We start from the raw sequence: 26,414 nt of genomic DNA, 5'->3' as shown, positions 1-26,414 counted from the left end.
ATGAATATAGATTCTTTACTAAAAAAAAGTCTTTCCGAAGCATTCAAAGCAACCTTTGATACAGAACTAGATATATCTGAAATTGGACTTCAAGAAACTCGTAAGGAGTTCGTTGGGAGCCATACTTTTGTGACTTTTCCATACGTTAGACTGTCTAAGAAAAATCCTGAGGAAACAGGACGCATTTTAGGAGAATACCTTTTGCAACATAAATCCGAAGTTAAGAGCTTCAATGTGGTAAAGGGCTTTCTCAATATAGAATTAAGCGATATTGTTTGGCTCAATCTGTTTGCGGAAATTCTGGACACGCCTAATTTTGGTATTCATCCTCCCACCAATAAAAAGGTGCTAGTTGAGTTTTCATCTCCTAATACCAATAAGCCGCTGCATTTAGGCCATTTACGTAATAATTTTTTAGGTCATAGTATTTCTCAAATTTTGAGAGCCAATGGTTATGATGTAAGCATGAGTAATCTTGTGAATGACCGTGGTATACATATTTGTAAATCCATGCTTGCTTATCTCCGCTATGGAAATGGCGAGACACCGGAATCAAGCCGACTAAAGGGAGATCACCTAGCGGGTAAATATTATGTGAAATTTGATCAAGAGTATAAAAAGGAGATTGAGGAATTGGTAGCTGGAGGCATGGAAGCAGAGCAAGCTAAAAAGAAAGCGCCAATTTTACTCGAGGCTCAGGCAATGCTACAAAAATGGGAGGCAAACGACCCAGAAGTAATCGCTCTCTGGAAGCAAATGAATGGCTGGGTTTACGATGGCTTCAATCAGAGTTATGAAACCATGGGAATTCATTTTGATAAGTATTATTACGAATCGGAAACATATTTATTGGGAAAAGATATTGTTGAAGAAGGGCTAGAAAAAGGAGTCTTTTTTAAGAAGGATGATGGCTCGGTCTGGGTGGATCTGACAGACGAGGGAATGGATGAGAAATTAGTTCTTCGAGCAGATGGTACTTCAGTTTATATCACTCAAGATATGGGTACAGCTGATCTGAAATATGGAGATTTTAAGTTTGATAAATCTGTATATGTAGTTGGTAATGAGCAAGATTATCATTTTAAAGTTTTGTTTTCCATTCTGAAAAAATTGGGAAGAAGCTATGCTGATGGATTGTACCATTTGTCGTATGGGATGGTAGATTTGCCATCGGGTAAAATGAAATCGCGGGAGGGAACAGTGGTGGATGCCGATGATCTAATGCAAGAGATGCTTGATACTGCCGAGCAGCACACTCAAGAACTTGGCAAAGTGGAAGGTTTTGATGAAACTGAAGCAAAAGAGCTTTATAGAAAGTTAGGCTTGGGAGCTCTCAAGTTCTATTTATTACGAGTAGATCCTAAGAAAAGAATACTATTTAACCCTCAGGAATCTGTTGAATTTCAAGGATTTACAGCACCGTTTATTCAATATACCTTTGCAAGGATTTCATCAATTCTTAGAAGAGCTAAGCAATTAGGAATAGAAACAAATGCTGAAGTAGTAACAAATCAACAACATTTAGCAGCAGAAGAAATTGACTTAATTAAAGTGATTTCGGACTATCCAAGCAAAATTGCTCTCGCGGGTGATAATATGGATCCTGCTGTGATTGCTCAATATGCTTATGATTTGGCGAAGGAATATAATCGCTTTTACACCGTACATTCCATCTTTAAAGAAGAGGATAATGCGGTAATGGCTATGAGAGTTGCTTTGTCACAACAAGTAGCCAAAACAATAGAGAACGCTATGTTGTTACTTGGTGTTGAGGTACCTGAACGTATGTAGGTCTTTGTTTTGATAAAGCGGGCTTGATTCCTTATATTGAAGATATTATGAAGTGCATTCTTCGTATTTTGCACAAACCAAAAACATGGAATTATGAAAAAGGTGCTATTATTATCTACAGGAGTATTGCTTGCGGTTGCAATATTAGTAGCTCGACCAATGCTAACTTCTAAAGTGATTGAAAACGAAGACAATATAAAGCCAATGACTTCTTTTTATGATTTCAAAATGCGATCAATTAATGGTGAAGAAATAGACTTTACTGAATTTGAAGGAAAAAAGGTTTTAATCGTAAATGTTGCCTCAAAATGTGGCTATACTCCCCAATATGCAGATTTGCAAAAGCTGCATAAGGATTATGGCGATAAGGTAGTGGTTCTCGGATTTCCAGCAAATAATTTTGGTGGGCAAGAGCCTGGAAGCAATGAGGAAATTATAGAGTTTTGCGAAACAAATTATGGAGTTTCGTTCCGTATGTTCGAGAAGGTTTCTGTTAAAGGAGTTGATCAACACCCGCTTTACAGGTGGTTGTCCGACAAGTCACAGAATGGTTGGAATGATCAAGAACCAACTTGGAACTTCTGTAAATACCTTATTAATGAAGATGGCGATTTAGTCAAATTTTATCCTTCTTCAGTAAATCCTACAGATCAGAAAATAATCAAGGACATTACAAGCTGATTTTTGCAAATCTGAAAAAGGAAATAATTAGGTAATTCATGAAAAATAGATTTTCCCAATTCTATTCCATTTTCTTAAAATATCTACCAAAATTACAGCGATTGATATCACAGCAATTAGTGATATGTTTTCGAGCAGCATTTCTCCTCCCGCAGTTCTTTTGATGATAATGCCTGCAAATGCCCAAATTACAACCAAACTGTAGATAATATCTTTTCTTAGTTGAAGCATTATTAAAGCTAATGCAGCGCCAATCACAATAAGAATTTTCGCCCAAAGTGCTTCTGAGATACCTGCTCCATTCCACTCTAGATCTACCAAAACGGCAGTGACATTTGCAATAGTAGCAATGGAGATCCAGCCTAAATACATGCTAAATGGAATATGCAGAAACCATTTTTTGCTGGGATTGCCTTGTGGAATGCCTACATTTATTGCTATAGTGATTTTAATTAATAATAAGAGTAAAATAAGCATTATAGCCAAGGAGAGTAAAGTAATTTGATAATGCCATGCAAAAATCCAAGCCGAATTCGCCAAGCAGGTTAGAAAGAATAGAAATCCCATTTTTTCGATAAATACACCATCTGCTTTGCGAAGTACAGTGCTTTGGTAAATTAAATATGCAATTAAGCTCAAGTAGATTAGTCCCCAGATAGAAAAAGTAATTCCTGATGGCACAAACAGGTTGGGATAGAAAGCAGACAATTCTCCTGTAGTGTAGCCATTTATTGGAAGGGCATTAGCTAAAGCATTTACAGTAACCATTCCGATAAATCCTAGGATACATAAGATATGTATGAAGAGTCTATTTTTTGAATTCTGAGTACTCATGTGTCGGGTGGTTTAATTCTTAAATACAATGTAGGAAATAAAATCTATTGTGAATGTATCTTTGCACTGATATGAAAAAATGGATACAAGCAGCCAGATTACGTACCCTCCCGCTTGCTTTGGCTTGCGTAGGTATGGGTGCAATTTTGGCAAAATATGATGGCTTTTTTGATTGGATAATATTTTCCTTTTTAGTACTCACTACGATATTGCTGCAAGTACTTTCTAATTTTGCCAACGATTATGGCGATTTTGTAAATGGTGCGGATAGCAATGAAAGAACTGGTCCACGTAGATTGGTGCAATCAGGTGAGATAAGTGCGAAAGTAATGAAGAATGCCATTATCCTATTCTCCATTTTGTCTTTCGTTTCCGGGATAATGCTGCTTTATTATTCAGTTGGTTTTCAGCAGGTAGGCTTTTATATTTTCTTAGGGTTTGGAGTTGCCGCAATTTATGCTGCCATAACCTATACAGCTGGGAAGAATCCTTACGGCTACATTGGCTTGGGAGATATTTCTGTTTTTTTGTTTTTCGGGTTATTGGGTGTGTTAGGTAGCGATTATTTATTTACGGAAGAGCTCAATCCTGCAAATATTTTACCCGCCATCTCATGTGGGTTTTTTTCAACTGCAGTTCTCAATCTCAATAATATCCGAGATATTGAGTCGGATGTGAAAGCTGGAAAAAGGTCAATCCCAGTAAGAATTGGAAGAGAAGCCGCAGTAAACTATCATGTTATATTAATATTTTTAGGAACTATAAGTGCCATTATATTCATGATAATTAATTATGAATCTATCTTTCAGTTCTTATTTATTTTGGTGGTTCCATTATTCTTACGGAATATTAAAGCAGTTAAAAATTATAAAGCAGCAGATAGATTAGATCCGTATCTTAAGCAGCTAGCTATTAGTACTTTAATTTTTGTAATTCTATTCGGGTTTGGCTTGCTATCAGATGTATAATTTTATAAATTAAGGTCGTATTTGGGAGGTATATGAACTAAAAGAGTAAATAAACTTTTATACGATTATTAAGGCTTTCTAAAAGTCCAATTTACAAAACACTAAAAAATGGCTACGAAAAAATCATCAATAAATATTGCTTGTGCAACTTGTGGCAGTCGTAAAGATTCCTTGTTTGGAAACTTGTGTGGAGAAGATTTAGATGCATTAAGTGATGGCAAATCATGCGTGACGTATAAAAAAGGTCAGACCCTTTTTTACGAAGGTACCAGACCCATGGGACTGTTCTGCATTAATAGTGGTAAAGTAAAAGTCTATAAAATGGGCTCTCAGGGGAGGGAACAAATTGTGAGACTTTCCAGCTCTGGTGATTTTTTGGGCTACAGAGCTTTGCTTGGAGAGGAATTTTATAGTGCCTCAGCTACAGTTTTAGAAGATGCTGCAATTTGTTTTATACCTAAAAACAACTTCTTGGAATTACTCCGAACTAATCCAGCCTTTTTTAGCAGCCTAACAAAAAGCATTTGCCATGAATTAGGAGTAATGGAAGAGCAAATGGCAATGTTAGCTCAAAAATCAGTAAGAGAAAGATTAGCTACCACATTGATAATGCTAAAAGAAACCTATGGTGTAGAAGGCGAAGAAAGTATGCTTATTGACATTGCCCTCTCAAGGGAGGATATTGCTAATATAGTAGGTACAGCAACTGAGACAGTAATCAGACTTTTATCCGATTTCAAAAGCAGTAGCCTAATAGCTTTTGAAGGAAAGAAAATTAGAGTGCTTGACGCAAAAGGACTTGTACGCGAAGCAGATTTCTATAAATAACAATATATAATCAGATGCATTTCCTGATTATAATCATATAATCCGTTGATTGCCATCATAACCTATTATAGAAATTAGGGTCAAATTTGTAATGATGTTAATCCACTTAGACATCTTGCCAAAATTGATTATTAATTTCAACTAACAGGTTATGTACAATATAGTAGTTCCCACAGATTTTTCGAACCAAGCAAATTTTGCCCTCCACTTTGCTACTCAAATTGCTAGACGCACGAATGGTATTGTTCATCTGCTTCATGTAATTGAAGCTCCTGTTGCTCACTCTTTCAATACCATGGGTGAGGTAATTAATGATGAATATTACAACAATCAGTATATGAGGAAAAGAATTGAATCTGCTAAAGCGATGCTAGGCAAATTTGATAAAGACCCTCATTTTAGAAAAAATAAGCTAAGTGCTGAGGTAGTAGTAGGTAATCCATATACTCATATATCCAGACTTATTTCCTCCAAAAATGCCGACTTGGTAGTAATGGGTACAAAAGGAGCGGACGGGATTGACGAAATTGTAATTGGATCAAATGCTGAAAAGGTAGTACGTTACAGCGATTGTCCGGTTGTTACAATAAAAGATGCAACTCACTTATCTCAGATGAAAAACATTGTGGTTGCAAGTAATTTCGAAGGAGATCAATCAACGCTTGTCCATCAGTTAGATGTGCTGTCTAGACTATGCAGAGCAAAAATCCATTTATTAAATGTGAACACGCCAAATAGCTTCAAGCCAAGTAGAGAAGCCAGGAAGAGAATGGAGGATTTTGCAGCTAATCTTAATAAAGCTCCTGCAGCAATCCATATTTACAATGACTATCTCGAAGAAGAAGGAATCCGAAATTTTGCTATGGATAATAATATGGATATGATACTAATGGGCACCGCCGGGCGAAAAGGACTTCTTCATTTGCTCACTGGAAGTATCGCCGAAGATGTAATTAATCATGTAAATCTACCAGTTTGGACTTTCCCAATCAAAAAATCAAAATCCTAAAAGTATGGGTCGGGTTTTAATTATTGTTGATAATCAAGAAATGTCAGCTAATGTGCTTCACTTGGCAGTAAATGGAATTAAGGAAGGACGTGAGCATTTATATATTGGTTTGTTAATCAATCAGTTCGAAAACTCAACTATAAGTCAAAACGAATCTATCATTTCTTCTCATCCTGCATTATCCGAAGCTGAGGAGAAAACGTTGACTTTGGGTAATTCATTTCAGAACGATTTATTAAATGAAGGCATGGCCTCCAAGATTTGCTTTGGCGAATGCCTTAATACTAAGGAAATTGTAAAGGAAACAGCATTTGCCGACCTCCTGATTATAGATTCAAGGACCTTCGCTGATTACTTATTGGAGAAAGATCGCTTCCAATCTTTGCGCGGTATTTTCGAAAAGGCTCAATGTCCTCTATTAGTTATTCCTTCCAATTTTAAGGATTTCCATGAAATTATTATTCTGAAAGATTCAGAAGAAAAAGTGGTAAAAGCTGTGAAATCTCTTAAAAGTACTTTGACTCAAAGTTTGAGAAATGCAGAGGTGTCTTTAATTGGTAAAGTGCCGAATGAAGAAGAAGAATTTCAAGATGAAAAAAGACTGATGGACTTCCTGAAACAATATTTCAGGAACGTGGGAATTATGTTGACGCCAGATGAACCTTTTGAAGATGTAGCTTTTGACCTGATTAGCAAATCACAATTGCCGCTTGTGGTGATGGCAGGTTTCGATAAACGAAGAATAAAAAATTTAATCCTCCCGCTTATTACCAACTCTGCTAAGCAAGATATTTCCTTATATATCGAGAATCCCTTTTGACTTTTGCCATTTTGCTTCAATATTTGTCTATGGCAAAAAAGAACGACTGGAAAAAGAGGGAGGGTGTAGTTTTTTCAACAAATCCAGATTTTGAATATCAAGCCGAAAATGATTCACCATTTGCATCATTGGCTGGTTCAAAGCAAGATTTACGCGTGCAATTGGATAAGAAGTCTCGAGGAGGTAAAAAGGTAACGCTAATCACAGGATACGTAGGCAATCCAATGGAATTGCAAATTCTAGCCAAAGAACTAAAATCAGCCTGTGGGGTAGGAGGAAGCGCAAAGGACGGAGAAATCCTCATTCAAGGAGATTTCAGAGACAAAGTGCTAGAACTCCTACACGCCAAAGGATACAAAGCCAAAAAAGCGGGAGGGTGAATTAACTCTTTGGGATTTCTGATAATATGCTTTCTACAGTTTTACTAAATTGCTCATAATCCGTATAGCCACGAGCTGCAAGAAACAGCTGATCACCACGATCAAGTATTACCGCTGGAAATCCATTAATTCCCCAATTCTCGATAAGTTGAAATTCCTCAGAAGCTTTGTGCGCTGATTCATCTGTTTGCATGGCGTCAATAAAATAGCTTTTCTCAATGCCAAATTTGCCAATAACATTTGCCATTCCTTCAACATCCTGTGGAGCCATTCCATCGAAATAAATAGCTTTTTGCAAGGCTGCAGCAAATTCAATTTGTCTTTCAGGTTGCATCCTTTTTAATATTGCCATTGCCTTAGCAGCAGGGATAGAATCGAAAATTGGACTCTCTTCGCTATTAAGATTCATGAGAAAAGGCTCGCCAAATTTCACTCCCGATGTCTGCTCTACCTGCTTGTAAGCCTCCTTTATATAAGGTGCCACTTGGGCAATAGGCCCGACTCTCGCCCCTCGAACCATGCCACCTGAAAGGACTTCAAAAGTAAATTTATCCGAATTTTCTTTTGCAAACTTCTGAATAACAGGAGAAAATCCGTAGCACCAGCCACAAAGGGCATCGTAAGCATAATATATTTTTAACTTTGCCATCAAGTAATTTTTAAAACCTCGAACATAGTACCTCAATTTAAGGTTCATTGTTCTGATATTTACCAGTAGAATATTGAATTTCCCATTGATAATAAATTGATAACAATTGTGCGTGCAAATTTCTTTTCTCCTACGCGAAAAGATATATCTTTGCAACATTAAAAATATGCGCTACGCTAGTTTCTATACTCCACAGCATCACATTCATCATTCCTCTTCCGAGGAATAAGCGCACCATATTACCCAAATTCAACTTTTCTTTTTTCGATTTTTCAAAAGAGCAAATAAACCTTTGTTATGTCTAATATATTAAGAGTAGCTATTCAAAAGTCCGGCAGATTGAGTGATGATTCTTTAAAACTTATTAAAGAATGTGGAATCAAATTCAATAATGGTACAGGCAAATTAAAATCAATATCAACAAACTTTCCCATGGAATTTCTCTTTTTGAGAGATGACGATATACCAGGCTATGTAGCAGATGGTGTAGCAGATATTGGTATTGTTGGCGAAAATGTACTCGTGGAGAAAAAGCGGGAGGTAAAGCTTGAGAAAAAACTAGGCTTCTCCAAATGCAGACTTTCTTTGGCAGTACCTAAAAGTCTCGATTACAAAGGCGTAGAATATTTTAGCGGTAAGAAAATCGCAACTTCTTATCCAGTGATTCTACAAAACTATCTAGATAGCAAATCGATCCAGTCAGAAATACATGAAATTAGTGGCTCAGTAGAAATTGCTCCAGGTATTGGCTTGGCAGATGGCATTTGCGATATTGTGAGCTCAGGCAGCACGTTATTTACAAATGGATTGAAAGAAGTGGAGGTGATTTTTCCATCAGAAGCTGTTCTTATTGCCAACAATGAATTGTCTGAGGAAAAGCAACAAACATTGCGTAAATGGCTTTTCAGAATTGATTCTGTTCTAGAAGCGGTTAATAAAAAGTATATTTTGTTAAATGCACCAAACAATGCAATTGATAAGATTATTTCATTGTTGCCAGGCATGAAAAGTCCAACCATACTTCCATTGGCAGAAGAAGGCTGGAGCAGCTTACATTCAGTTATTAATGAAGATGATTTTTGGGGCGTAATCGAAAATCTCAAAGAAGCAGGCGCACAAGGAATTTTAGTAGTACCTATCGAAAAGATGATCCGCTAATCAAAATGAAAGTTTTTAAAAATCCTCCAAAACATACCTGGGAGAGCATATTGGCTCGACCGGTTATAGATTTTAAGCAAATTCGCAAAATCGTAAAGCCGATTCTAAATAAGGTTTTGGAAAAAGGCGATAAGGCTATTTTCAAATTTGCAGAAGAATATGACCATGTAGAATTAGATGCATTGGAAGTAACTCAGCAAGAAATTGCCGATTCAAGTAAGAAGGTAGATGCTAAATTGAAGCAAGCAATTGCGGTGGCTATTGCTAATATTGAAGGATTTCACAAGGCTCAAATTCAAGAAGAACTTATCTTAGAAACAATGCCAGGAGTGGAATGTCGGAGAAAATCTTTGCCAATCCCAAGTGTTGGTTTGTATATACCCGGAGGTACAGCTCCACTTTTCTCCACCGTGCTGATGTTGGCTATTCCAGCCCGAATTGCTGGTTGCAAGCAAGTGGTAATGTGTACTCCACCAGACAGAAAGGGAAATATTCACCCAGCAATATTATATGCAGCTTCACAAGTGGGTGTGCAAAGAATATTCAAAGTTGGTGGTGCACAAGCCGTTGCCGCTATGGCATTTGGAACAGAAACTATCCCTAAGGTGGACAAAATTTTTGGTCCGGGAAATCAGTATGTAACCATGGCTAAGCAATTGGTAAGTGAGCGGGGAATGGCTATTGACATGCCTGCTGGCCCATCAGAAGTAGCCGTAATGGCCGATGATACTGCAATTCCTGCTTTTGTAGCTTCAGATTTACTTTCTCAAGCAGAGCATGGAAGGGATAGTCAAGTAATATTGGTATCCACTTCAGAGGCTATGATCAATGCGACTATACTAGAAGTTGAGAAGCAATTAGAAAAACTCCCAAGAAAAGAAATCGCTGAAATTGCCTTGGCTTCCAGTAGATTTATTTTAGTGAAAGATGAGCAAACTGCTATCAATATCTTGAATGAATATGCAGCAGAACACTTGATTTTGTCTGTGCTAAATGCCGAGGAAGTTGCACTAAAAATTGAAAGTGCAGGCTCTATATTTTTGGGTAATTTCACGCCCGAATCAGCGGGTGATTATGCTTCTGGCACTAATCACACATTACCTACCAATGGCTTTGCAAAAGCGTGGAGCGGTGTATCACTTGACTCATTTGTGAAGAAAGTAACCTACCAAAAGATTACGGCTGAAGGTTTAAAAACCTTAGGCCCAACCATAGAAGTGATGGCCAAAGCAGAAATGCTAGAGGCTCACAAAGAAGCAGTAAGTATTCGATTAAAATACTTGAAAAAAAATGGCTGATATCAAAAGTCTTGTACGACCACACTTGTTGGACATTAAGCCATATTCATCGGCAAGAGATGAGTATTCAGGAAAAGTTGGTGTATTCTTAGATGCTAATGAAAATCCTTTCGAGCGAGAAAATTATCCTGGAGTTAATCGCTATCCGGATCCGTACCAATATGATGTGAAAGCACTACTTTCTAATTTGAAAAATGTGCCGATTCAACAGATTTTTCTTGGCAATGGGAGTGATGAAGTTATAGACTTGCTCATTAGGGCATTTTGCGAACCTAGCGAGGATAGTATCATTATCCTCCCGCCCACTTATGGTATGTATGAGGTTTCGGCTTCTATTCATAATGTAGGAATCAAAAAGATTCAATTAACCACCGATTTCCAATTAGATGTAAAATCAATTTTATCTCAAGTAGACAAGAATGATAAAATTTTATTTATATGCTCTCCCAATAATCCTTCTGGGAATTTATTGAACAAAGCAGATATCTTGGAACTAGCGGGAGGATTTGAGGGCATTATTGCAATAGACGAAGCCTATATTGATTTTGCATCAGAGGGAACTAGCTTGGTCGCCGAATTGAATAATTTTCCCAATATGATCGTGATGCAAACACTAAGCAAAGCTTGGGGATTTGCTGGCTTGCGATTAGGCTTGGCATTCGCTTCAGTTGAGATGATTTCGCTTCTTAACAAAATCAAACCACCTTACAATATCAATTTGCTGAGTCAACAAGCAGCTATTGAAGGTCTCAAAAATGCAGAACAAGTAAAAGATTGGGTAAAAATCTTAATTGCCGAAAGAGACAAACTAGCCTTTGAATTGGGTAATCTTGATTTTGTAGAGAAAGTTTATCCATCAGATGCTAATTTCATATTGGTGAAAATGGAGAAGGCCCGCGAGGTGTATGAGAGATTGCTTCATAAGTTGATTATTGTGAGAGATCGCTCGAAAGTGGTTTTGTGCGATAATGCACTTCGTATTTCGATTGGTACCGCTGAGGAAAATCAAAAACTATTGGAAGCCTTAAAAAACCTTTAATCACATGCGTAAAGTTTTATTTATAGATAGAGATGGCACTATTATTAAAGAGCCGCCGATTGATTTTCAGGTAGATTCATTAGAAAAGCTGGAGTTTTATCCAGGTGCTATTTCAAATCTTCGCAAAATTGCTGAAGAGCTCGATTTTGAATTGGTAATGGTGACAAATCAGGATGGCTTGGGAACCGATTCATTTCCCGAAGAAACTTTTTGGCCAGCCCAAAACAAGATGCTGGATACATTGAAAGGAGAAGGAATAGTTTTCACAAAAATCCATGTGGATCGTACTTTTGAACACGAAAATGCGCCAACTCGAAAGCCAAGAACTGGCCTTTTGCAGGAATATTTGGACGGATCAGTAGATTTAGCAAATAGTTATGTGATTGGCGATAGAGCCACTGATGTGCAATTAGCGCAAAACCTAGGCTGTAAAGCCATTTTCATTGGTGACGCAAATGCTGATGCTACTTTAAGCACTTGGAGTTGGGATGAAATATATGAATTCCTCAAAAATCCAGCTCGTAAGGCAAGCATCCATCGCAAAACGAAAGAAACAGATATCAAAATTTCTCTCAATTTGGATGGAACTGGTATTGGTAAAATTTCTACTGGCCTGCATTTCTTCGATCACATGCTCGATCAGCTGGCAAAGCATGGAGGAATCGATTTGGAGATTGAAGTAAAAGGAGACCTACATGTGGATGAGCATCATACTATTGAAGATACTGCATTGGCATTAGGAGAAGTGATGTTAAAAGCTTTAGGTAATAAAATGGGCATTTACCGCTATGGCTTTTTACTTCCAATGGACGAAGCCTTAGCACAGGTTGCAATTGATTTTGGTGGAAGACCTTGGCTTGTCTGGGATGCTGAATTTAAGCGTGAGAAAGTAGGAGATATGCCAACCGAGATGTTTAAGCATTTCTTCAAATCATTTAGCGATACTTCATTGAGCAACCTCAATATCAAGGTCGAAGGCGAAAACGAACATCACAAAATTGAAGCTATATTCAAAGGCTGGGCTCGTGCTATTCGGATGGCAATAAAGCGGGATAAAGATTTGGCAAATGTACTTCCTTCTACAAAAGGCACATTATAACACTAAAATACGAGTTTGATTTGAATTAATTTCAAACTCTATTTTTCAATTATTGAGATCGAAAAAAGGTAGATCATGCAAGCGAATAACTTTTCTTGAATAGCTCAACAGATTCTGATCTCGCCATTGGTTGAGAATCACCGAAATAGTTTGGCGGGAAGAATTTAATAATTGAGCAATTTCTTGGTGCGACAGATGATTTTGAATGACAAAGTCATCTGTTTTTTTTGATCCAAACTCAAGAGCATAATTTTTGAAAAAAGCTTGCAGTCTTGTCTTGATATCTTTCGAAACATTGCTCAAATATCTAGTTTCTAATTTTTGGGCTTTATCTCGGAATAACTTATTAATATAACTGCTGATATTCTGATCTGTATCGTAGAAATACTGTAATTCTTCTTGGTGAATATAGATTGCCATGCACTTAGTCATGGCTTTGGCTGCAATATGGAATTCAGCATTTGTTTGTTGAATGGAACCGAAAATATCTCCACGCTTTAGCAAGTCAATAAAAATCTCATTTCCGTTTTGCTCAGTTGCGTAGGATTTTACTATTCCGTATGTAATGAATATTAGTCCACTATCCAGCAAATCGGCATCAATTGTTTGATTTGCTTCAAATTGGATTTGTCGCCCACCTTTTTGGAGGAGAATCTCAGGGATGAAATCCTGATTTGAAATAGGGCGGATTGGCTTTGAAGAGCTGATAAACAAGGCTACTGATTTTGTTTATCAAAAGTCAGAATTTAGTCTTTCTCTTCGGTTAAGGGTAAGTTAAGGTTTGGTTAATTATAAGCTAGCATTTGATGAAACAAAAAGAGCCAGATTTTGAATTTCCAGCTCTTTTATGCAATCAATTTTTCAATTATTTTCCTTTAAAATCAGGTTTTCGTTTTTCTACAAAGGCGTTCATCCCTTCTTTTTGATCTTCTGCAGCAAATAGCATGTAGAAGTTTTTGCGCTCAAACTGTAAGCCTTCTTCCAAATGTGTTTCAAAGGCTCTCTTCACACTTTCTTTGGCCATCTGGGTGGCAATTGGTGACATCGCTGCTACGCTTTTAGCAAGCTTCACCGCTTCTTCTAAATATAATTCTACAGGCACTATTTTGTTCACCAGTCCGTAAGCTTTTGCTTCTTCTCCAGAAATGAAATTGCCTGTCAATACCATTTCCATTGCTCTGGCTTTGCCAATTGCTCTTGTAAGTCTTTGTGTTCCTCCCGCGCCAGGCATCACGCCAATTTTGATTTCAGGCTGGCCAAATTGTGCCGTTTCTGATGCTACAATCATATCACAACTCATGGCAAGTTCACAGCCCCCACCTAACGCAAAACCAGATACAGCGGCAATTATTGGTTTGCGCGTTTTATTTATCTGATCCCAAGTGCTAAACTGGTCTGTCTTCCACATATCAATTGTGCCCTTGCCTGCCATTTGCTTTATATCTGCACCTGCTGCAAAAGCACGTTCATTTCCTGTGATTATAATGGCTCTTACGGCATCATTTTGATCTAGTTCTTTCAATGCATCGCGAATTTCACCCATTAGCTCTAGGTTAAGCGCATTCAACTCTTTGGGTCTATTTAGCTGAATAAGTGCAATGTGTTTTTGATATTCTGGAGTAACGATTATGTATTGCATAGTTATTTTTATTTCAGCTTGAAACTACAAAATGCCTTTCAATTTTTCGAGCTATTCCAATAAATCTACAATTCGGTAAGCGCTTTTGCTGCTTCAGTCAGATTAAATTTTAGCCCCAATTATCCTCCCACATATTTGATCCATCAATTCGATAATCAATTTGTCAAAATAAAAGTTAAATCAATAATCAATTTCAATTATGAAAAATTTCATCATTTTATTCTACTGCCTGATTTCTTTCAATGTAAATGCACAAGCGCAGGATCCTGTACAATCATTTGTAACTCAATATGAAGTGGCAGATGATTACACTAAAAAGCGGGAGGTAATCCAGCAATTAGAGCAATTCACAGAATCAAACGTTGAAAATTGGTTGAGCAGCTACTATACAGCGCTTTTTTTGGCTGAATCTAGTTTTGAAGCCGAAAATCTTTCTGCTAAGGATGAGTTACTTGCTCAAGCAAAAAAATACACCAATATGACAGCAAGTCGAAATGGTGATTTGTCCGAACTTTATGCTTTACGAGGTTTCATAACAATGGCAGAATTGGCGGCTAATCCTCAAGAACGTGGGCAGTTTATGGTACAAGATGTGGTGCAAAGTCTTACAAAGGCGATTGACGAGAATCCTAAAAACCCACGTGCATATTTGTTCCTTGCTCAGATGCAATTTGGGATGGCAGCTATGATGGGTACTCCAACGCAACAGGCCTGTGGCTATGCAAAGCAATCATTGAGTATGTATGAAGCAGATGAATCGCCAATCAAATATGGCAAGTCTGAAGCAGTAGAGCTTTTGGCGACAAAATGTAAATAGGAACACAGCATTAATTATAAGGCTCAGAGTGACCTGAGCCTTTTCTGTTTTTTCTCAAGGAGTTAGCTTATTAGACTTAAAGTATGTTCACCTCAGTTTGCAAGCTAATGCCGAACTTCTGAGCAATGTCATTTTGAATATCTTGAGCTAATTGTATAATATCCTCGCCGCTGCCTCCTCCATAATTTACCAAAACGAGTGCCTGCTTATCATGAACACCAATCTCACTACGCCGATGGCCTTTCCATCCTGCTTGGTCTATCAACCAGCCAGCAGGTACTTTCACCAAATTTTCCCCCGCAGGATAGGAGGGCAGATTTGGATATTTTTCTTTTAGATCCAAAAATTGACTTTCTGAAATAATGGGGTTTTTGAAGAAACTCCCTGAATTACCAATTTTGGCTGGATCGGGAAGTTTGCTTTGTCTAATGAAAATCACTGAATTACTTACGTTTCTTAGGGTGATTTTTCCATCAAATTGTTCATCGATCACTTGCTGAATATCTCCATAGCTGATATTGAATGAGTGTTTCTTTTTGAGCTGGAAACAAACTGAGCAAATGATATAATCTCCTTTGTATCGATGCTTAAATACGCTCTCCCTATAACCAAACTCACAATCGCTTGCATTGAAGTTGTGTATTTCTCCATTTTCGATATGGAATGCCTCCAAATGATCAAATACTTGGACAATCTCAGTGCCATAGGCTCCTATATTTTGCATAGGGGCAGCTCCGCAAGTGCCTGGAATTAATGATAAGTTTTCGATGCCAGAAAGGTTGTTTTCTATACTCCACATCACAAATGAATGCCATGAAACTCCTGCACCTACTTTTACCAATGCAGTTGAATTATCCTCCCGCAAAATTTCAATTCCTTGAATGTCAATATGAATAATTAATTCTTGAGGGTCTTTTGTGAAAAGTACATTGCTACCACCTCCTAGAATAAGAATCTCATTTTTATTCAGATGCCCATCGTTTTTCAAAGATTTCAAATCTTCAATAGAATGAACTTCCACAAAGCTTTTTGCAGTAACATCCAACCCAAATGTGTTGAAGTTTTTAAGCGAATAGTTTTCCTTAATTTCTGGCATATCAAGTACAAATATGAGAAAATTTGAAGCCTCAACTTCGCTTAATTAGCAAAATTCTCCTCTATATCGTATTCCATTTCCTTTTTTACAGCTTGCATTATTTCATCTCCATAACAGGTTTTCACCACAAATAAAGCCATATCAATGCCTGCTGAAATTCCCGCCGCACTCACAATATTGTCTTCATCTACAAATCTCTTATTCCTGATTACTTGGGTAGTCGGCTCTAATTGCTGGAGGAAATCAAAGCAAGTATGATGGGTAGTAGCGGCTTTGTTTTTGAGTAAACCGAGCTTAGCCAATACCAAAGAACCTGTACAAACTGTTAAAACCAATTCAGCTCTTTTAATCAGCGTTTCAATCGTCTTTAATTGGCTTGGGTTTGCTAGTATTTTCCTAGTGCCAATTCCTCCAGGTATCAGAAGAATGTTGAAATCAATATGAAAATCAGTGGCTTGATTTGGGATAACTACTAAATTGCTACGACAATATACAGGGCCTTGGCGAAAGGAAATCGTGAATGCATCAATATCAATTTCGGGTGCGACGTCCTTTACGCAATTGAAAACTTCTAAAGGTCCTGCAAAATCTAAAACCTCTACCTCGTCGAAAAGTAGTATGGCAATTTTGGGTTTATTTACGTGAATCATTTATGCTAAAATCAAAAATATCATTGCGATTGTAATGGCCTGTCACATCCAAAGTCATTCGTTCTTTGATTACCTCATTGGCATCAAGCTCTGCATAGATAATCAATTCTTTATCAAAAACAGGTGGGAGTATGTAATTCCCATCTGGTCCAATCACGCAGCTGCCACCTCTAAGTGTTTGTATTTGAGGGTCTTCTTGTAATTGTAGAGGCAATTCTATTCCTTTTGGAAAATCAGCTGCTTTCATAATTTGCCCAATGGCAAGAACATAACAGCGACCTTCAAATGCATAATGTCTGCTAGCTATTTCATGTCTCTCGTGCACCATTGGCCATAGTGCCACATGAATATGCTCACCAGCTTGATGCAAAGCTTGACGAGTTAGTGGCATCCAATGTTCCCAGCAAATAGCACCAGTAATATTGCCGAATGGCGATTGTACGCTTTTAAGACCTGCGCCATCTCCATGTCCATAAAGCATTTTTTCAGTATAAGTGGGCATCAATTTACGATGGTGATTTTGTATAGTGCCGTCTGGGCCGAGTATAAACATGCTATTATAGATTGTGCCTTTTCCTCCAAAGCCAGAAGAAACACTCTCATTTGCTCCTAAAACTACATAAACACCAAGTTTAGCCACCAATTCTTGAATGCTTTGCATTTCTTTTCCTCCCGCTTCTATGCTATTATGGTACATTTCCAGAAAGGCTTCCTTTACTTCTGGAGCATCCCATACAGCCACATTTGGGCAGTAATCGAGCCAGCTGGGATATCCGCATAGCCAAGTTTCACCAAAAACTACCAACTCGGCTCCATTCGATTTTGCCTCAATCAAAAGCTCTTTTAATTTAATTATGCTTTTTTCTAAATTCTGGAATACTGGAGAAACCTGTACTAATGCTACCTTTGCGGGCTTAAGTTTTTTCATGTGTCGAAAGAAATTTTGTTAAAAAATAACATAAAAAATTTAATTTTCAGGAACGAAGCTGTTTTATGACTGAATTACAAATCCACAATACAAGAATTAGGGTTGGAAACAATGTTCGGATTGACATTCCAATTGCGAGACTTCCCTCACACACGATGATAGATTTGCCTGTGTTTGTATTTCGCGGGAGGGAAGATGGCCCAAACCTGTTGCTCACTGGCGGAGTGCATGGCGATGAAATCAACGGCATTGATATCGTAAAACGTTTGATTATGGATGATTCTATTAAGGTAGAACGTGGCACGGTGATAGCCATCCCAGTGGTGAATGTCTATGGATTTTTGAATAATTCAAGAACTTTTCCAGATGGAAGAGATTTGAATCGAAGTTTCCCAGGTGCAAAGCGAGGCTCATTAGCAGCTCAGATTGCCAATATTATTATGACGGAGATAATACCAATAACTGATATTGGAGTTGATTTTCATACGGGCGGATCAAAACTTAGTAATATTCCACAAATAAGAGTAGACGCAAAAGACCGCCAAGGAATGAAGTACGCCAAAGCAATGGGAACTCCATTTATTATAAATTCTAAGATGATTGAGAAGTCTTTTAGAAAGGAAGCCTATAAGCAGAAAAAATCCATTTTGGTATATGAGGCGGGTGAATCATTGAGATTAGATGAACCCTCAATAAAGGAAGGAATGGATGGCGTATTAAACTTGATGAGATATTTGAAAATGCTTTCGGGAGAGCATTTGGTAAAAGAACAGAAATATGTGATTAGTAGCTCTTGGGTGCGGGCCAGAATTTCGGGTGTATTCAATGCGAGCTGCCAAGATGGGGATTATGTGAAAAAAGGACAAGTGCTTGCAAGAATTACTGATCCGTATGGAACAGTAAAAGTTCCTGTGAAAAGCCCTAGAAATGGATATATAATTGGTCACAACAATATGCCAGTTATTAATAATGGCGATGCGTTATTTCACATTGGAGTAGTAGAATAACCAAACGAGCATTAATTAAATGCTCATTTGATTACAAATAGTTTTAGGAGAAGTTTTCCAAAAAGCCTTTTAGGTTCTCTATTTTCTCAATTAATTTCCCATTCACTTCATGGTAATCTGCTTGGGAATGGAATGGCATATTCACTGATATATAGAATTTTATCTTAGGTTCTGTTCCTGATGGTCTTGCAGATATTTTACTTCCATCTTCTAGGAAAAACTGCAATACATTTGAAGGTTCCAGAGCCAAAGTGGATGTAGTATTGCTTATTAAATCTTTATCAGCACCAGTCAAAACATCAATCACCCGCACTACTTTTTTACCCAAAATTTCTGAAGGCATATTATCGCGGAGTTTCTTCATGATTGCTTGAATTTCTTCCTCCCCAGATTTACCTTTTTTGGTTATGGAGATTAAGGCCTCTTTGTAAAAGCCATTTCTTAAATAAAGTTGATCTAGCAAATCGAAAAGTGTTAGATCACGTGCCTTGGTCCAAGCACCAATTTCTGCCAAAAGTACACAGGCAGAAACTGCATCTTTGTCGCGGACAAAATCTCCAACCATATAGCCGTAGCTTTCTTCACCACCACCAATAAACTTCTCACTTCCTTCTTTCTCGCGAATAAGCTGGGCAATGTATTTAAAGCCAGTAAGCGTTTGATAACATTTTACATTAAAGAAATTGGCTATTTTTTCGACCAAATCTGTGGTTACTATAGTTTTAACTATAAACTCATTTCCTTTTTTCTTGCCTTTATCATGTAAGTTTCTAAGCAGATACCAAGTCAAAAGTGCAGCAGTTTGATTCCCATTTAGCAATTCATATTTACCGGATTTGCCGATGGCTGCTACACCTACTCTATCTCCATCTGGATCGGATGCAAGTACGATATGAGCACTTACCTTTTCAGCCAGTTTTATGGCCATATCCATAGCTGCGGCTTCTTCCGGATTAGGGGATACAACGGTTGGAAAATTTCCGTCGGGGAGTCTCTGCTCTTCCACTACATGAACATTTTCGAAGCCATAACTTTTTAAGGCTTTCGGAATAATTTCACCGGTTGTACCATGAATTGGAGAGTAAACAATAGCCATTCCTGAGTGGCGACTTACTAACTCAGAATTTTCCTTCAAATTCATGATTTCTGCAAGATAGCTTCTATCGAAACTGTCTTCTATTATATGCAATAGCTTAGGGTTGCCTTCAAATTTGATGTCTGAAATAGAACTGATTTTCTTGACTTCCTCAATGATGTTTTTATCATGTGGCGCTACAACTTGTGCACCATCTTCCCAATATGCTTTGTAGCCATTATATTCTTTGGGATTGTGCGAGGCGGTAAGCATTACTCCACTTTGGCAGCCAAAATGTCTAATAGCATAAGACACCATTGGAGTAGGCCGCACCTTATCTGAGAAATAAACTTCTATACCATTGGCTGTGAAAACATCAGCTACTTTTCGGGCAAAAGTCTGGCTATTCAATCTAGAATCGTAAGAAATCGCCACTTTCACTTGTTGGTTTGGAAAGCTTTTAAGAAGGTAATTGCTTAAGCCTTGTGTGGCCATTCCAAGTGTATAGATATTTAAACGATTAGAGCCTACCCCCATAATACCACGAAGTCCACCCGTACCAAATTCCATGTCCTTGTAGAATGCATCTATAAGTTCACTTTGGTCTTCGTTTGCCATCATTTTGCGTATAGCTGCTTTACTCTCTTCATCAATTGGACTATCTAACCATATTTGGGCTTGCTCTAGTATTTCTGGTTCTGCTTTCATCGTCGATAAATTTCTAAATAAGTTGCTAAAAATAAAAGGCTCTCTGCCATAAGCAAAGAGCCTTGGATTATTTTTTATTTAAATGTTTGCTTACAAATTGCCTCTTAGCTCTTGTTCTCTTTCTATTGCCTCGAAGAGTGCTTTGAAATTTCCTTTACCAAAGGATTTGGCACCTTTTCGTTGGATTATTTCATAAAATACTGTTGGGCGATCTTGCACCGGTTTGGTGAAAATTTGCAAGAGATATCCTTCTTCATCTCTGTCAACAAGTATGTTTAAATCCTTCAATGGCTTAATGTCTTCGTCAATTTCACCAACTCTATCTAGCAGGTCATCATAGTAAGCGGCTGGAACTTGCAGAAATTCTACACCTCTACTACGCAATTCGGATACTGTATGCAAAATATCATCGGTAGCAATGGCAATATGCTGTACACCAGCGCCTTTATAGAAATCGATGTATTCTTCAATCTGGGATTTCTTTTTACCTTCTGCTGGTTCATTGATTGGGAATTTGATATAGCCATTGCCATTACTTACTACTTTGGACATTAGGGCAGTGTAGTCTGTTGAAATGTCCTTATCATCAAAAGTGATGAGTAAGCTAAAACCCATTACTTTTTCGTAGAATTCTACCCAAGTGTTCATTTCGCCCCAGCCTACATTTCCCACACAATGATCAACATATTTTAGCCCAAGAGGTGTTACTGGGAAAGGAGAGGATTTAGCTTGGAATTTTGGTAGAAACACGCCGTTGTAATTTTTGCGTTCTACAAATGTGTGAATAGTGTCGCCATAAGTATGGATGCTTGCTACACAAACTTCTCCATTTTCATCTTTGATTACTTTGGGTTCCATGGCTGGTTTTGCCCCCCGCTTTACGGTCTCGTTAAATGAATAAGTAGCATCATCTACCCATAGGGCAAGTACTTTTACGCCATCTCCATGCTTGGCTACATGGGCTGTAATTTCCGAATCTTCTGTCAAGCTGCTGGTTAATACTAGCCTTACTTTGTCTTGTTTTAGCACATAAGAAGCTCTGTCACGAACACCCGTTTCCGGGCCCGCATAGGCTATCAATTCGTATCCAAAAGCAGCCATGTAGTAATAAGCAGATTGTTTGGCATTTCCCACGTAAAATTCAATGTAATCGGTGCCGTTTATCGGCAAAAAATCTTGACTCATAGTTTTTCTTATTTCAGGTTTTGGTGTATTTGAACTGTTTTGAAGCAATTTACTGATTATTTGACGGACTAAGGAGCAAAAAGAGCCCTTAATTTTGGAAGTTACCAAAAGGCTTGTGAGTTTTGTAGCAAATAAACCCAGATAGTAATACCAATATGGATTTACAGAAACTAGAAGAAGCACTTGATAATATTGTAAGAAAGAAAAATGCTCTTGCTGAGACGGATTATAATGACGAAACGTATGATGACTTGGAAGAGGAATTACATGAATTGGAGGATGACTTGGTAGATGAGTATGGTTCTTATTTAGAGGAAATTCTCTCTATCGTACATGATGAATATTGCCCAGATACGGATGTACTAAGCCCAATCGCTTACTTAGCTAATAGGTATGTGGAGATAGATGGCGGGTGGAATTGCGCGGTAACTGAAGGAGTATTGGTAGAAGCTGACGACTTTCCAAACAAAGCTGTTCGCATGGTTATCGCTCCTAAGCCTTTGCGTGTATTCTTAAATATTGGCAATACCGAAAGGATTGTCGCTTGGAAACAAGAAGAAACAAAATAATACTTTCTATCATATATGATTTCAAAACCTGGTTGATTTTCAGCTAGGTTTTTTTTTGATCTTTTGAAAAAGAATCCATCACAATTATAATTCCATTTAGATACTTAATAGGACTAGAAGTTTTGATTCAATTTGATGACTATCAATAGGAAACAATTCATTAAATATATTTCATTACAATATTTTTCTATTTTAGAAATCGGTTGTCAGATACTTTTTCTCGTAAAAAATCTGGTTTTTCACCATTTGTAATTACTAAAATCGATTCTGGTAAAAGAGCTATATTAAAGAAATAATCACTCTTTAAATGATCTATCAGATTTTCATGAGCAATTCTTTCATAAAGAGGAATATCTGTTACTTCCATTGTTTCCATATCTACTTTAAACCTACCATCAATTATTTCCTTGTCAGCTATCAGTAGAAAGCCATCCTTGAAAGATATTTTCCAGTTCTTCTTATCATTCCTCGCATTTCAGCGGCCACCCAGTCAATCTTTGATTTAGCAATATTTACTCTTACCGTATCGGTTTCTACAGCTTTAGAGATTATAGGTTCAAGATTTACTACCACCTTTTCTGGATCCAATTTATATCACCTAGGACAAGAAGCAAATAAAAAAGCCTTCAGAAATTATTCCGAAGGCTTTTTGTATTCGTTTGAAATCGGCTTAATGCGATTTTTCTTTTTTCTTCTTTTTGCCGTAAGTGTCAGCTATGATAATCCAATGAACTAGGCCCACTATGATTAAAACGATCCAAATAAATAAATTTGCTCCTGGAGCTATTGGTGCATCTAGCATATCGGTAAGATTTAATTTCCTTAATAATTACTGAACAAAGGTAAGCAAGCCAAAGTTTAATTGGAAATGAAAATTCAACTGACAACAGAGAATTTTTAAGCTCGATAAAAATAATTCAGAAAATTTTGTCAGAAGGTTTGGGCAAACCAAATTCCTTCACTTAAATTTGGCCTAATGTTTAGAAATACAAATAACGCATGGTGGTGGCACGATTCTTTTTCGGAAGCGTGAACAGGACTTATGTGTTAAAACCATATCAGATAAAAGCCCGCGGTTCACGTGGGCTTTTTTCGTTTAATGCCAATTAAGATTTTATAATTTGAACATAAAGCTTATCAAAAGATTAAGCTCATTTAAGATGGATAAAATGTATTATAAAATACAAACAAAGGAGATTACTAAACTAGCTGATACGGTAACGCCAGTAAGCTTATACTTAAAGCTTCGCGATCGTTTTAGCCATTGCATGTTGCTAGAAAGCTCTGATTATCACGGTCAAGAAAATAGCTTTTCCTACCTATGTTTCGATCCAATCGCATCTTTTATTCTTGAAGCTGATGGTACACTAGTGCAGAGTTTTCCAGATGGTACTTCATCCAAAACGAGCCTAAACTCTGGCACGCCAACTTATGCTAAAGCGTTACAAAGTTTTAAAGATCAGTTTGATGCGGAGAAGAAATTTGAGAAAGGGCTAATAAATGGACTATTTGGCTTTACCTCTTATGAAGCAGTGGAATTCATGGAAAACCTTTCTATGAATAAGGAAAAGAAAGGTGTTGCTGATATTCCTTTGGCAGACTATAGAATTTTCAGATTCATTATTGCCTTAGATCACTTTCGCAACCGTTTGCATATTTTGGAAAATGCTGTGGATGGAAATTTTGAAGAAGGGAAATTAGAAGAAGTTATCAGTCTGATTGATAATAAAAATGTGCCTGACTACGCATTTGAAGCTGTAGGAGAAGAGCAATCTAACTATACAGATAAGGAATACAGGGAGATTGTGGAAAAGGGAATTTCACATTGTAAGCGGGGGGATGTCTTTCAAATTGTGCTTTCTCGAAGATTTCAAACCGCTTTTGAGGGTGATGAATTTAACGTTTATAGGAGTCTGCGTTCATTAAATCCTTCTCCGTATTTATTTTACTTCGATTATGGATCATTCAAAATATTTGGCTCGTCGCCTGAAGCTCAAATAGTCGTGCAAAATGGCAAAGCGAGTATTTTCCCTATTGCTGGGACATTCCGCCGAACAGGCAATGATGAAGCAGATGCAGAATTAGCTCGCAAATTATTGTCTGACCCTAAAGAAAATTCAGAACATGTCATGTTGGTAGATTTGGCTCGAAACGATTTGAGCAGACATAGCGAGGAAGTGACGGTAGAAACTTTCCGCGAAATTCAATATTACTCCCATGTAATTCACCTAGTTTCTAAAGTAAGTGGTAAACTTCAAGCAAATGCTTCATCAGTACAATTGATGGCTGATACATTTCCCGCTGGCACTTTGTCGGGAGCTCCTAAGCACATGGCCATGACACTTATTGATCAATACGAAACCTCCCGCCGTGGCTATTATGGTGGTGCCATCGGTATGATTGGTTTCGATGGTTCGATAAATCAAGCAATTATGATCCGCTCTTTTTTGAGTAAAGATAATAATCTGTATTGCCAAGCTGGAGCAGGTGTAGTGGCTAAATCAGATCCAGACAGCGAAGTGCAGGAAGTTTACAACAAATTGGCAGCATTGAAGCAGGCCATCAAAGAAGCAAACAGGAACAATAGCTAAGCCATGAAGATACTAGTATTTGACAACTACGATTCATTCACCTACAATTTGGTGCATATCATTAGGCAGCTTGGCTATGGCGCACAAATGGACATTTATAGAAATGATCAAATCGCACTAGAAGACATTGCTAAATATGATAAGATTCTCCTTTCACCTGGACCTGGCATTCCGTCTGAGGCAGGAATCCTCTTGGATGTGATTAAAACCTATGCTGCGAGCACGGATATTTTAGGGGTTTGTTTAGGTCATCAGGCAATTGCGGAGGCATTTGGTGGTGAAATTTACAATATGGATGAAGTGCTGCATGGTGTAGCAGAAACTATTTCGGTGACAGCGACTGATGATCGTTTGTTTACAAACCTCCCGCCAAATTTTATGGCTTGCAGATATCATTCGTGGTCGGTATCGCCTGATAAACTTCCTGCTGAATTGGAAGTAACAGCTTTAGACCAGCGTGGACAAATAATGGCTCTTCGTCATAAAAACCTCAAAATATCCGGAGTTCAATTTCATCCGGAATCTATTATGACCGAGCATGGAATAGAAATGATCAAAAATTGGTTAACAACCGAATAATATGAAGCAAATACTCAATCAGTTATTTGAATATAAAACCCTCGACCGAGCTCAAGCCAAAGAGGTGGTGACCAATATGGCTACTGGAAAATATAATAACAGTCAAGTTGCCGCATTTATGACAGTGTATATCATGCGCAGCGTGACTGTAGAGGAATTGGCTGGATTCCGTGATGCAATGCTGGATTTGTGCATTCGTGTAGATTTGGAAGGTTACGATGCGATGGATTTGTGTGGTACGGGTGGTGATGGCAAGGATACTTTCAATATTTCAACTACGGCCTCATTTGTGGTGGCTGGAGCTGGACAGAAAGTAGCGAAGCATGGTAATAATGGCGTTTCATCTATCTGCGGTTCATCCAATCTTTTGGCGCATTTGGGCTATGAGTTTACAGCTGATCAAGCTCGGTTGCAAAACGAAATAGAGCGATCTGGAATTTGCTTTCTCCATGCGCCAATGTTCCATCCGGCAATGAAGCATGTGGCACCTATCCGTAAAGAATTAGCTGTAAAAACCTTTTTTAATATGATTGGCCCAATGGTAAACCCATCCTTTCCCAAAAGGCAACTAGTGGGAGTCTTTAGCTTAGAGTTGGCGCGATTGTATGGGTATTTGTATCAGCAAGGCGAAGGAAAATATGGCATCGTTCATAGCTTGGATGGCTACGATGAAATCTCGCTTACAGGTCCTTTTAAGTTTATCACCCGTCAAGGCGAATCTCTGCTGGAGCCTAACAAAATTGGAAGCAAGCCTTTGCAAGCAATTACATTGAGAGGTGGCGAAACTGTAGAAGGCAATGCAGAGATATTTCTGAATGTGCTGCAAAACAAAGCCACGGCCGAGCAGCAATCTGTAGTATTGGCGAATGCAGCCTTGGCTTTATTTGCTTCCGGATTTGCAAAATCACTAAACGAAGGGCTAGAAATGGCCAAAGAATCGCTGCAATCTGGTGCAGCATTTCAATCATTCAAAAAATTAATTTCACCTAATAAAACACAGGTTGCTGTTGGATAAA

28 protein-coding genes are annotated in these 26,414 nt (G+C 37.9%); 17 read left to right on the top strand and 11 right to left on the bottom strand.

Translation table 11 applies throughout. The features are described from left to right. Both argS and ACOXY8_RS14375 read left to right on the top strand, forming a co-directional pair. Nucleotides 1-1,791: an arginine--tRNA ligase gene (gene argS, locus ACOXY8_RS14380; RefSeq protein ID WP_458332304.1), complete on the top strand. Its 1,791-nt coding sequence runs from the start codon at nt 1-3 to the stop codon at nt 1,789-1,791. A gap of 159 nt (nt 1,792-1,950) precedes the next feature. After that, the gene (locus ACOXY8_RS14375; protein ID WP_458332350.1) at nt 1,951-2,472 is read left to right on the top strand and encodes a glutathione peroxidase; all 522 of its coding nucleotides are present in this window, start codon (nt 1,951-1,953) and stop codon (nt 2,470-2,472) included. Nucleotides 2,473-2,508: 36 nt separating this feature from the next. Here ACOXY8_RS14375 and ACOXY8_RS14370 read toward each other — a convergent pair whose 3' ends face one another. Next, nucleotides 2,509-3,306, bottom strand: a complete 798-nt coding sequence (locus ACOXY8_RS14370) for a hypothetical protein (protein WP_458332303.1) — start codon at nt 3,304-3,306, stop codon at nt 2,509-2,511. 71 nt (nt 3,307-3,377) lie between these two features. Here ACOXY8_RS14370 and ACOXY8_RS14365 point away from each other — a divergent pair, with 71 nt between their 5' ends. The 5 genes from ACOXY8_RS14365 (at nt 3,378) to ACOXY8_RS14345 (ending at nt 7,311) form a co-directional block, all read left to right on the top strand. Further along, on the top strand, nt 3,378-4,274 hold the full coding sequence (locus ACOXY8_RS14365) for a 1,4-dihydroxy-2-naphthoate polyprenyltransferase (protein WP_458332302.1): 897 nt from the start codon (nt 3,378-3,380) through the stop codon (nt 4,272-4,274). Nucleotides 4,275-4,382: 108 nt separating this feature from the next. Further along, nucleotides 4,383-5,102: a Crp/Fnr family transcriptional regulator gene (locus ACOXY8_RS14360; protein ID WP_458332301.1), complete on the top strand. Its 720-nt coding sequence runs from the start codon at nt 4,383-4,385 to the stop codon at nt 5,100-5,102. A gap of 151 nt (nt 5,103-5,253) precedes the next feature. Further along, nucleotides 5,254-6,111, top strand: coding sequence for a universal stress protein (locus tag ACOXY8_RS14355; protein WP_458332300.1), 858 nt, complete (start codon nt 5,254-5,256; stop codon nt 6,109-6,111). 4 nt (nt 6,112-6,115) lie between these two features. Continuing rightward, on the top strand, nt 6,116-6,931 hold the full coding sequence (locus ACOXY8_RS14350) for a hypothetical protein (RefSeq protein WP_458332299.1): 816 nt from the start codon (nt 6,116-6,118) through the stop codon (nt 6,929-6,931). A 29-nt stretch (nt 6,932-6,960) separates the two neighbouring features. Further along, a complete protein-coding gene (locus tag ACOXY8_RS14345; protein ID WP_458332298.1) occupies nt 6,961-7,311 on the top strand; it encodes a translation initiation factor in 351 nt (116 codons plus the stop codon). A gap of 1 nt (nt 7,312) precedes the next feature. Here the strand turns inward: ACOXY8_RS14345 and ACOXY8_RS14340 are convergent, their stop codons facing one another. Continuing rightward, entirely contained in the window at nt 7,313-7,960 is a 648-nt protein-coding gene (locus ACOXY8_RS14340; RefSeq protein ID WP_458332297.1) for a DsbA family protein, read from the bottom strand. A gap of 297 nt (nt 7,961-8,257) precedes the next feature. Between ACOXY8_RS14340 and hisG the strand changes: the two genes are divergently transcribed. Genes hisG through hisB form a run of 4 tightly spaced genes read left to right on the top strand, consistent with a single transcriptional unit; the run spans nt 8,258 to nt 12,554 of the window. Further along, complete coding sequence (gene hisG, locus ACOXY8_RS14335) at nt 8,258-9,118, top strand: ATP phosphoribosyltransferase (protein ID WP_458332296.1); 861 nt, start codon at nt 8,258-8,260, stop codon at nt 9,116-9,118. A 5-nt stretch (nt 9,119-9,123) separates the two neighbouring features. After that, nucleotides 9,124-10,416, top strand: a complete 1,293-nt coding sequence (gene hisD / locus ACOXY8_RS14330; RefSeq protein WP_458332295.1) for a histidinol dehydrogenase — start codon at nt 9,124-9,126, stop codon at nt 10,414-10,416. Continuing rightward, a complete protein-coding gene (hisC, locus tag ACOXY8_RS14325) occupies nt 10,409-11,455 on the top strand; it encodes a histidinol-phosphate transaminase (RefSeq protein ID WP_458332294.1) in 1,047 nt (348 codons plus the stop codon). Before hisD ends, hisC begins: the two co-directional genes overlap by 8 nt. A gap of 4 nt (nt 11,456-11,459) precedes the next feature. Then, nucleotides 11,460-12,554, top strand: a complete 1,095-nt coding sequence (gene hisB, locus ACOXY8_RS14320) for a bifunctional histidinol-phosphatase/imidazoleglycerol-phosphate dehydratase HisB (protein WP_458332293.1) — start codon at nt 11,460-11,462, stop codon at nt 12,552-12,554. Between the two features lie 45 nt (nt 12,555-12,599). Here the strand turns inward: hisB and ACOXY8_RS14315 are convergent, their stop codons facing one another. Next, nucleotides 12,600-13,268: a Crp/Fnr family transcriptional regulator gene (locus ACOXY8_RS14315; RefSeq protein ID WP_458332292.1), complete on the bottom strand. Its 669-nt coding sequence runs from the start codon at nt 13,266-13,268 to the stop codon at nt 12,600-12,602. Between the two features lie 151 nt (nt 13,269-13,419). Then, a complete protein-coding gene (locus ACOXY8_RS14310) occupies nt 13,420-14,193 on the bottom strand; it encodes an enoyl-CoA hydratase-related protein (protein ID WP_458332291.1) in 774 nt (257 codons plus the stop codon). Nucleotides 14,194-14,392: 199 nt separating this feature from the next. Here ACOXY8_RS14310 and ACOXY8_RS14305 point away from each other — a divergent pair, with 199 nt between their 5' ends. After that, nucleotides 14,393-15,010 carry a hypothetical protein gene (locus ACOXY8_RS14305; RefSeq protein ID WP_458332290.1) on the top strand — a complete coding sequence of 206 codons (618 nt, stop codon included), beginning with the start codon at nt 14,393-14,395 and terminating at the stop codon, nt 15,008-15,010. 76 nt (nt 15,011-15,086) lie between these two features. Here the strand turns inward: ACOXY8_RS14305 and murB are convergent, their stop codons facing one another. From murB to ACOXY8_RS14290, 3 genes are read right to left on the bottom strand one after another with little or no spacing between them, the layout of a single operon-like run. Further along, on the bottom strand, nt 15,087-16,106 hold the full coding sequence (gene murB / locus ACOXY8_RS14300; RefSeq protein ID WP_458332289.1) for a UDP-N-acetylmuramate dehydrogenase: 1,020 nt from the start codon (nt 16,104-16,106) through the stop codon (nt 15,087-15,089). 41 nt (nt 16,107-16,147) lie between these two features. Next, nucleotides 16,148-16,756, bottom strand: a complete 609-nt coding sequence (locus ACOXY8_RS14295; RefSeq protein WP_458332288.1) for a DJ-1/PfpI family protein — start codon at nt 16,754-16,756, stop codon at nt 16,148-16,150. Next, on the bottom strand, nt 16,740-17,684 hold the full coding sequence (locus tag ACOXY8_RS14290) for a carbon-nitrogen hydrolase family protein (protein WP_458332287.1): 945 nt from the start codon (nt 17,682-17,684) through the stop codon (nt 16,740-16,742). Before ACOXY8_RS14290 ends, ACOXY8_RS14295 begins: the two co-directional genes overlap by 17 nt. A 65-nt stretch (nt 17,685-17,749) precedes the next feature. Here ACOXY8_RS14290 and ACOXY8_RS14285 point away from each other — a divergent pair, with 65 nt between their 5' ends. After that, complete coding sequence (locus ACOXY8_RS14285; protein ID WP_458332286.1) at nt 17,750-18,691, top strand: succinylglutamate desuccinylase/aspartoacylase family protein; 942 nt, start codon at nt 17,750-17,752, stop codon at nt 18,689-18,691. A gap of 43 nt (nt 18,692-18,734) precedes the next feature. On the opposite strand, the gene ACOXY8_RS14280 is transcribed toward ACOXY8_RS14285, so the two are convergent. Both ACOXY8_RS14280 and hppD read right to left on the bottom strand, forming a co-directional pair. Continuing rightward, complete coding sequence (locus tag ACOXY8_RS14280) at nt 18,735-20,474, bottom strand: phospho-sugar mutase (RefSeq protein ID WP_458332285.1); 1,740 nt, start codon at nt 20,472-20,474, stop codon at nt 18,735-18,737. 90 nt (nt 20,475-20,564) lie between these two features. Then, on the bottom strand, nt 20,565-21,659 hold the full coding sequence (gene hppD, locus ACOXY8_RS14275; protein ID WP_458332284.1) for a 4-hydroxyphenylpyruvate dioxygenase: 1,095 nt from the start codon (nt 21,657-21,659) through the stop codon (nt 20,565-20,567). A 155-nt stretch (nt 21,660-21,814) separates the two neighbouring features. Between hppD and ACOXY8_RS14270 the strand changes: the two genes are divergently transcribed. Beyond that, complete coding sequence (locus ACOXY8_RS14270) at nt 21,815-22,228, top strand: hypothetical protein (protein ID WP_458332283.1); 414 nt, start codon at nt 21,815-21,817, stop codon at nt 22,226-22,228. 187 nt (nt 22,229-22,415) lie between these two features. On the opposite strand, the gene ACOXY8_RS14265 is transcribed toward ACOXY8_RS14270, so the two are convergent. Both ACOXY8_RS14265 and ACOXY8_RS14260 read right to left on the bottom strand, forming a co-directional pair. Beyond that, the gene (locus ACOXY8_RS14265) at nt 22,416-22,595 is read right to left on the bottom strand and encodes a hypothetical protein (protein ID WP_458332282.1); all 180 of its coding nucleotides are present in this window, start codon (nt 22,593-22,595) and stop codon (nt 22,416-22,418) included. A 50-nt stretch (nt 22,596-22,645) separates the two neighbouring features. Then, nucleotides 22,646-22,816 (bottom strand): hypothetical protein, encoded by a 171-nt coding sequence (locus tag ACOXY8_RS14260; RefSeq protein ID WP_458332281.1) that lies wholly within the window; start codon nt 22,814-22,816, stop codon nt 22,646-22,648. 581 nt (nt 22,817-23,397) lie between these two features. Between ACOXY8_RS14260 and ACOXY8_RS14255 the strand changes: the two genes are divergently transcribed. Genes ACOXY8_RS14255 through trpD form a run of 3 tightly spaced genes read left to right on the top strand, consistent with a single transcriptional unit; the run spans nt 23,398 to nt 26,413 of the window. Beyond that, the gene (locus tag ACOXY8_RS14255; protein WP_458332280.1) at nt 23,398-24,819 is read left to right on the top strand and encodes an anthranilate synthase component I family protein; all 1,422 of its coding nucleotides are present in this window, start codon (nt 23,398-23,400) and stop codon (nt 24,817-24,819) included. 3 nt (nt 24,820-24,822) lie between these two features. Continuing rightward, complete coding sequence (locus tag ACOXY8_RS14250) at nt 24,823-25,398, top strand: anthranilate synthase component II (RefSeq protein WP_458332279.1); 576 nt, start codon at nt 24,823-24,825, stop codon at nt 25,396-25,398. 1 nt (nt 25,399) lies between these two features. After that, nucleotides 25,400-26,413: an anthranilate phosphoribosyltransferase gene (gene trpD / locus ACOXY8_RS14245; RefSeq protein ID WP_458332278.1), complete on the top strand. Its 1,014-nt coding sequence runs from the start codon at nt 25,400-25,402 to the stop codon at nt 26,411-26,413. The last annotated feature ends 1 nt before the right edge of the window (nt 26,414 follow it).

The organism is Peijinzhouia sedimentorum (genome assembly GCF_049340005.1).
Taxonomy (GTDB): domain Bacteria; phylum Bacteroidota; class Bacteroidia; order Cytophagales; family Cyclobacteriaceae; genus CAXBDP01.
Note: the sequence above shows the minus strand (reverse complement) of the source record. Positions and strands in the feature narration are given on the sequence as shown.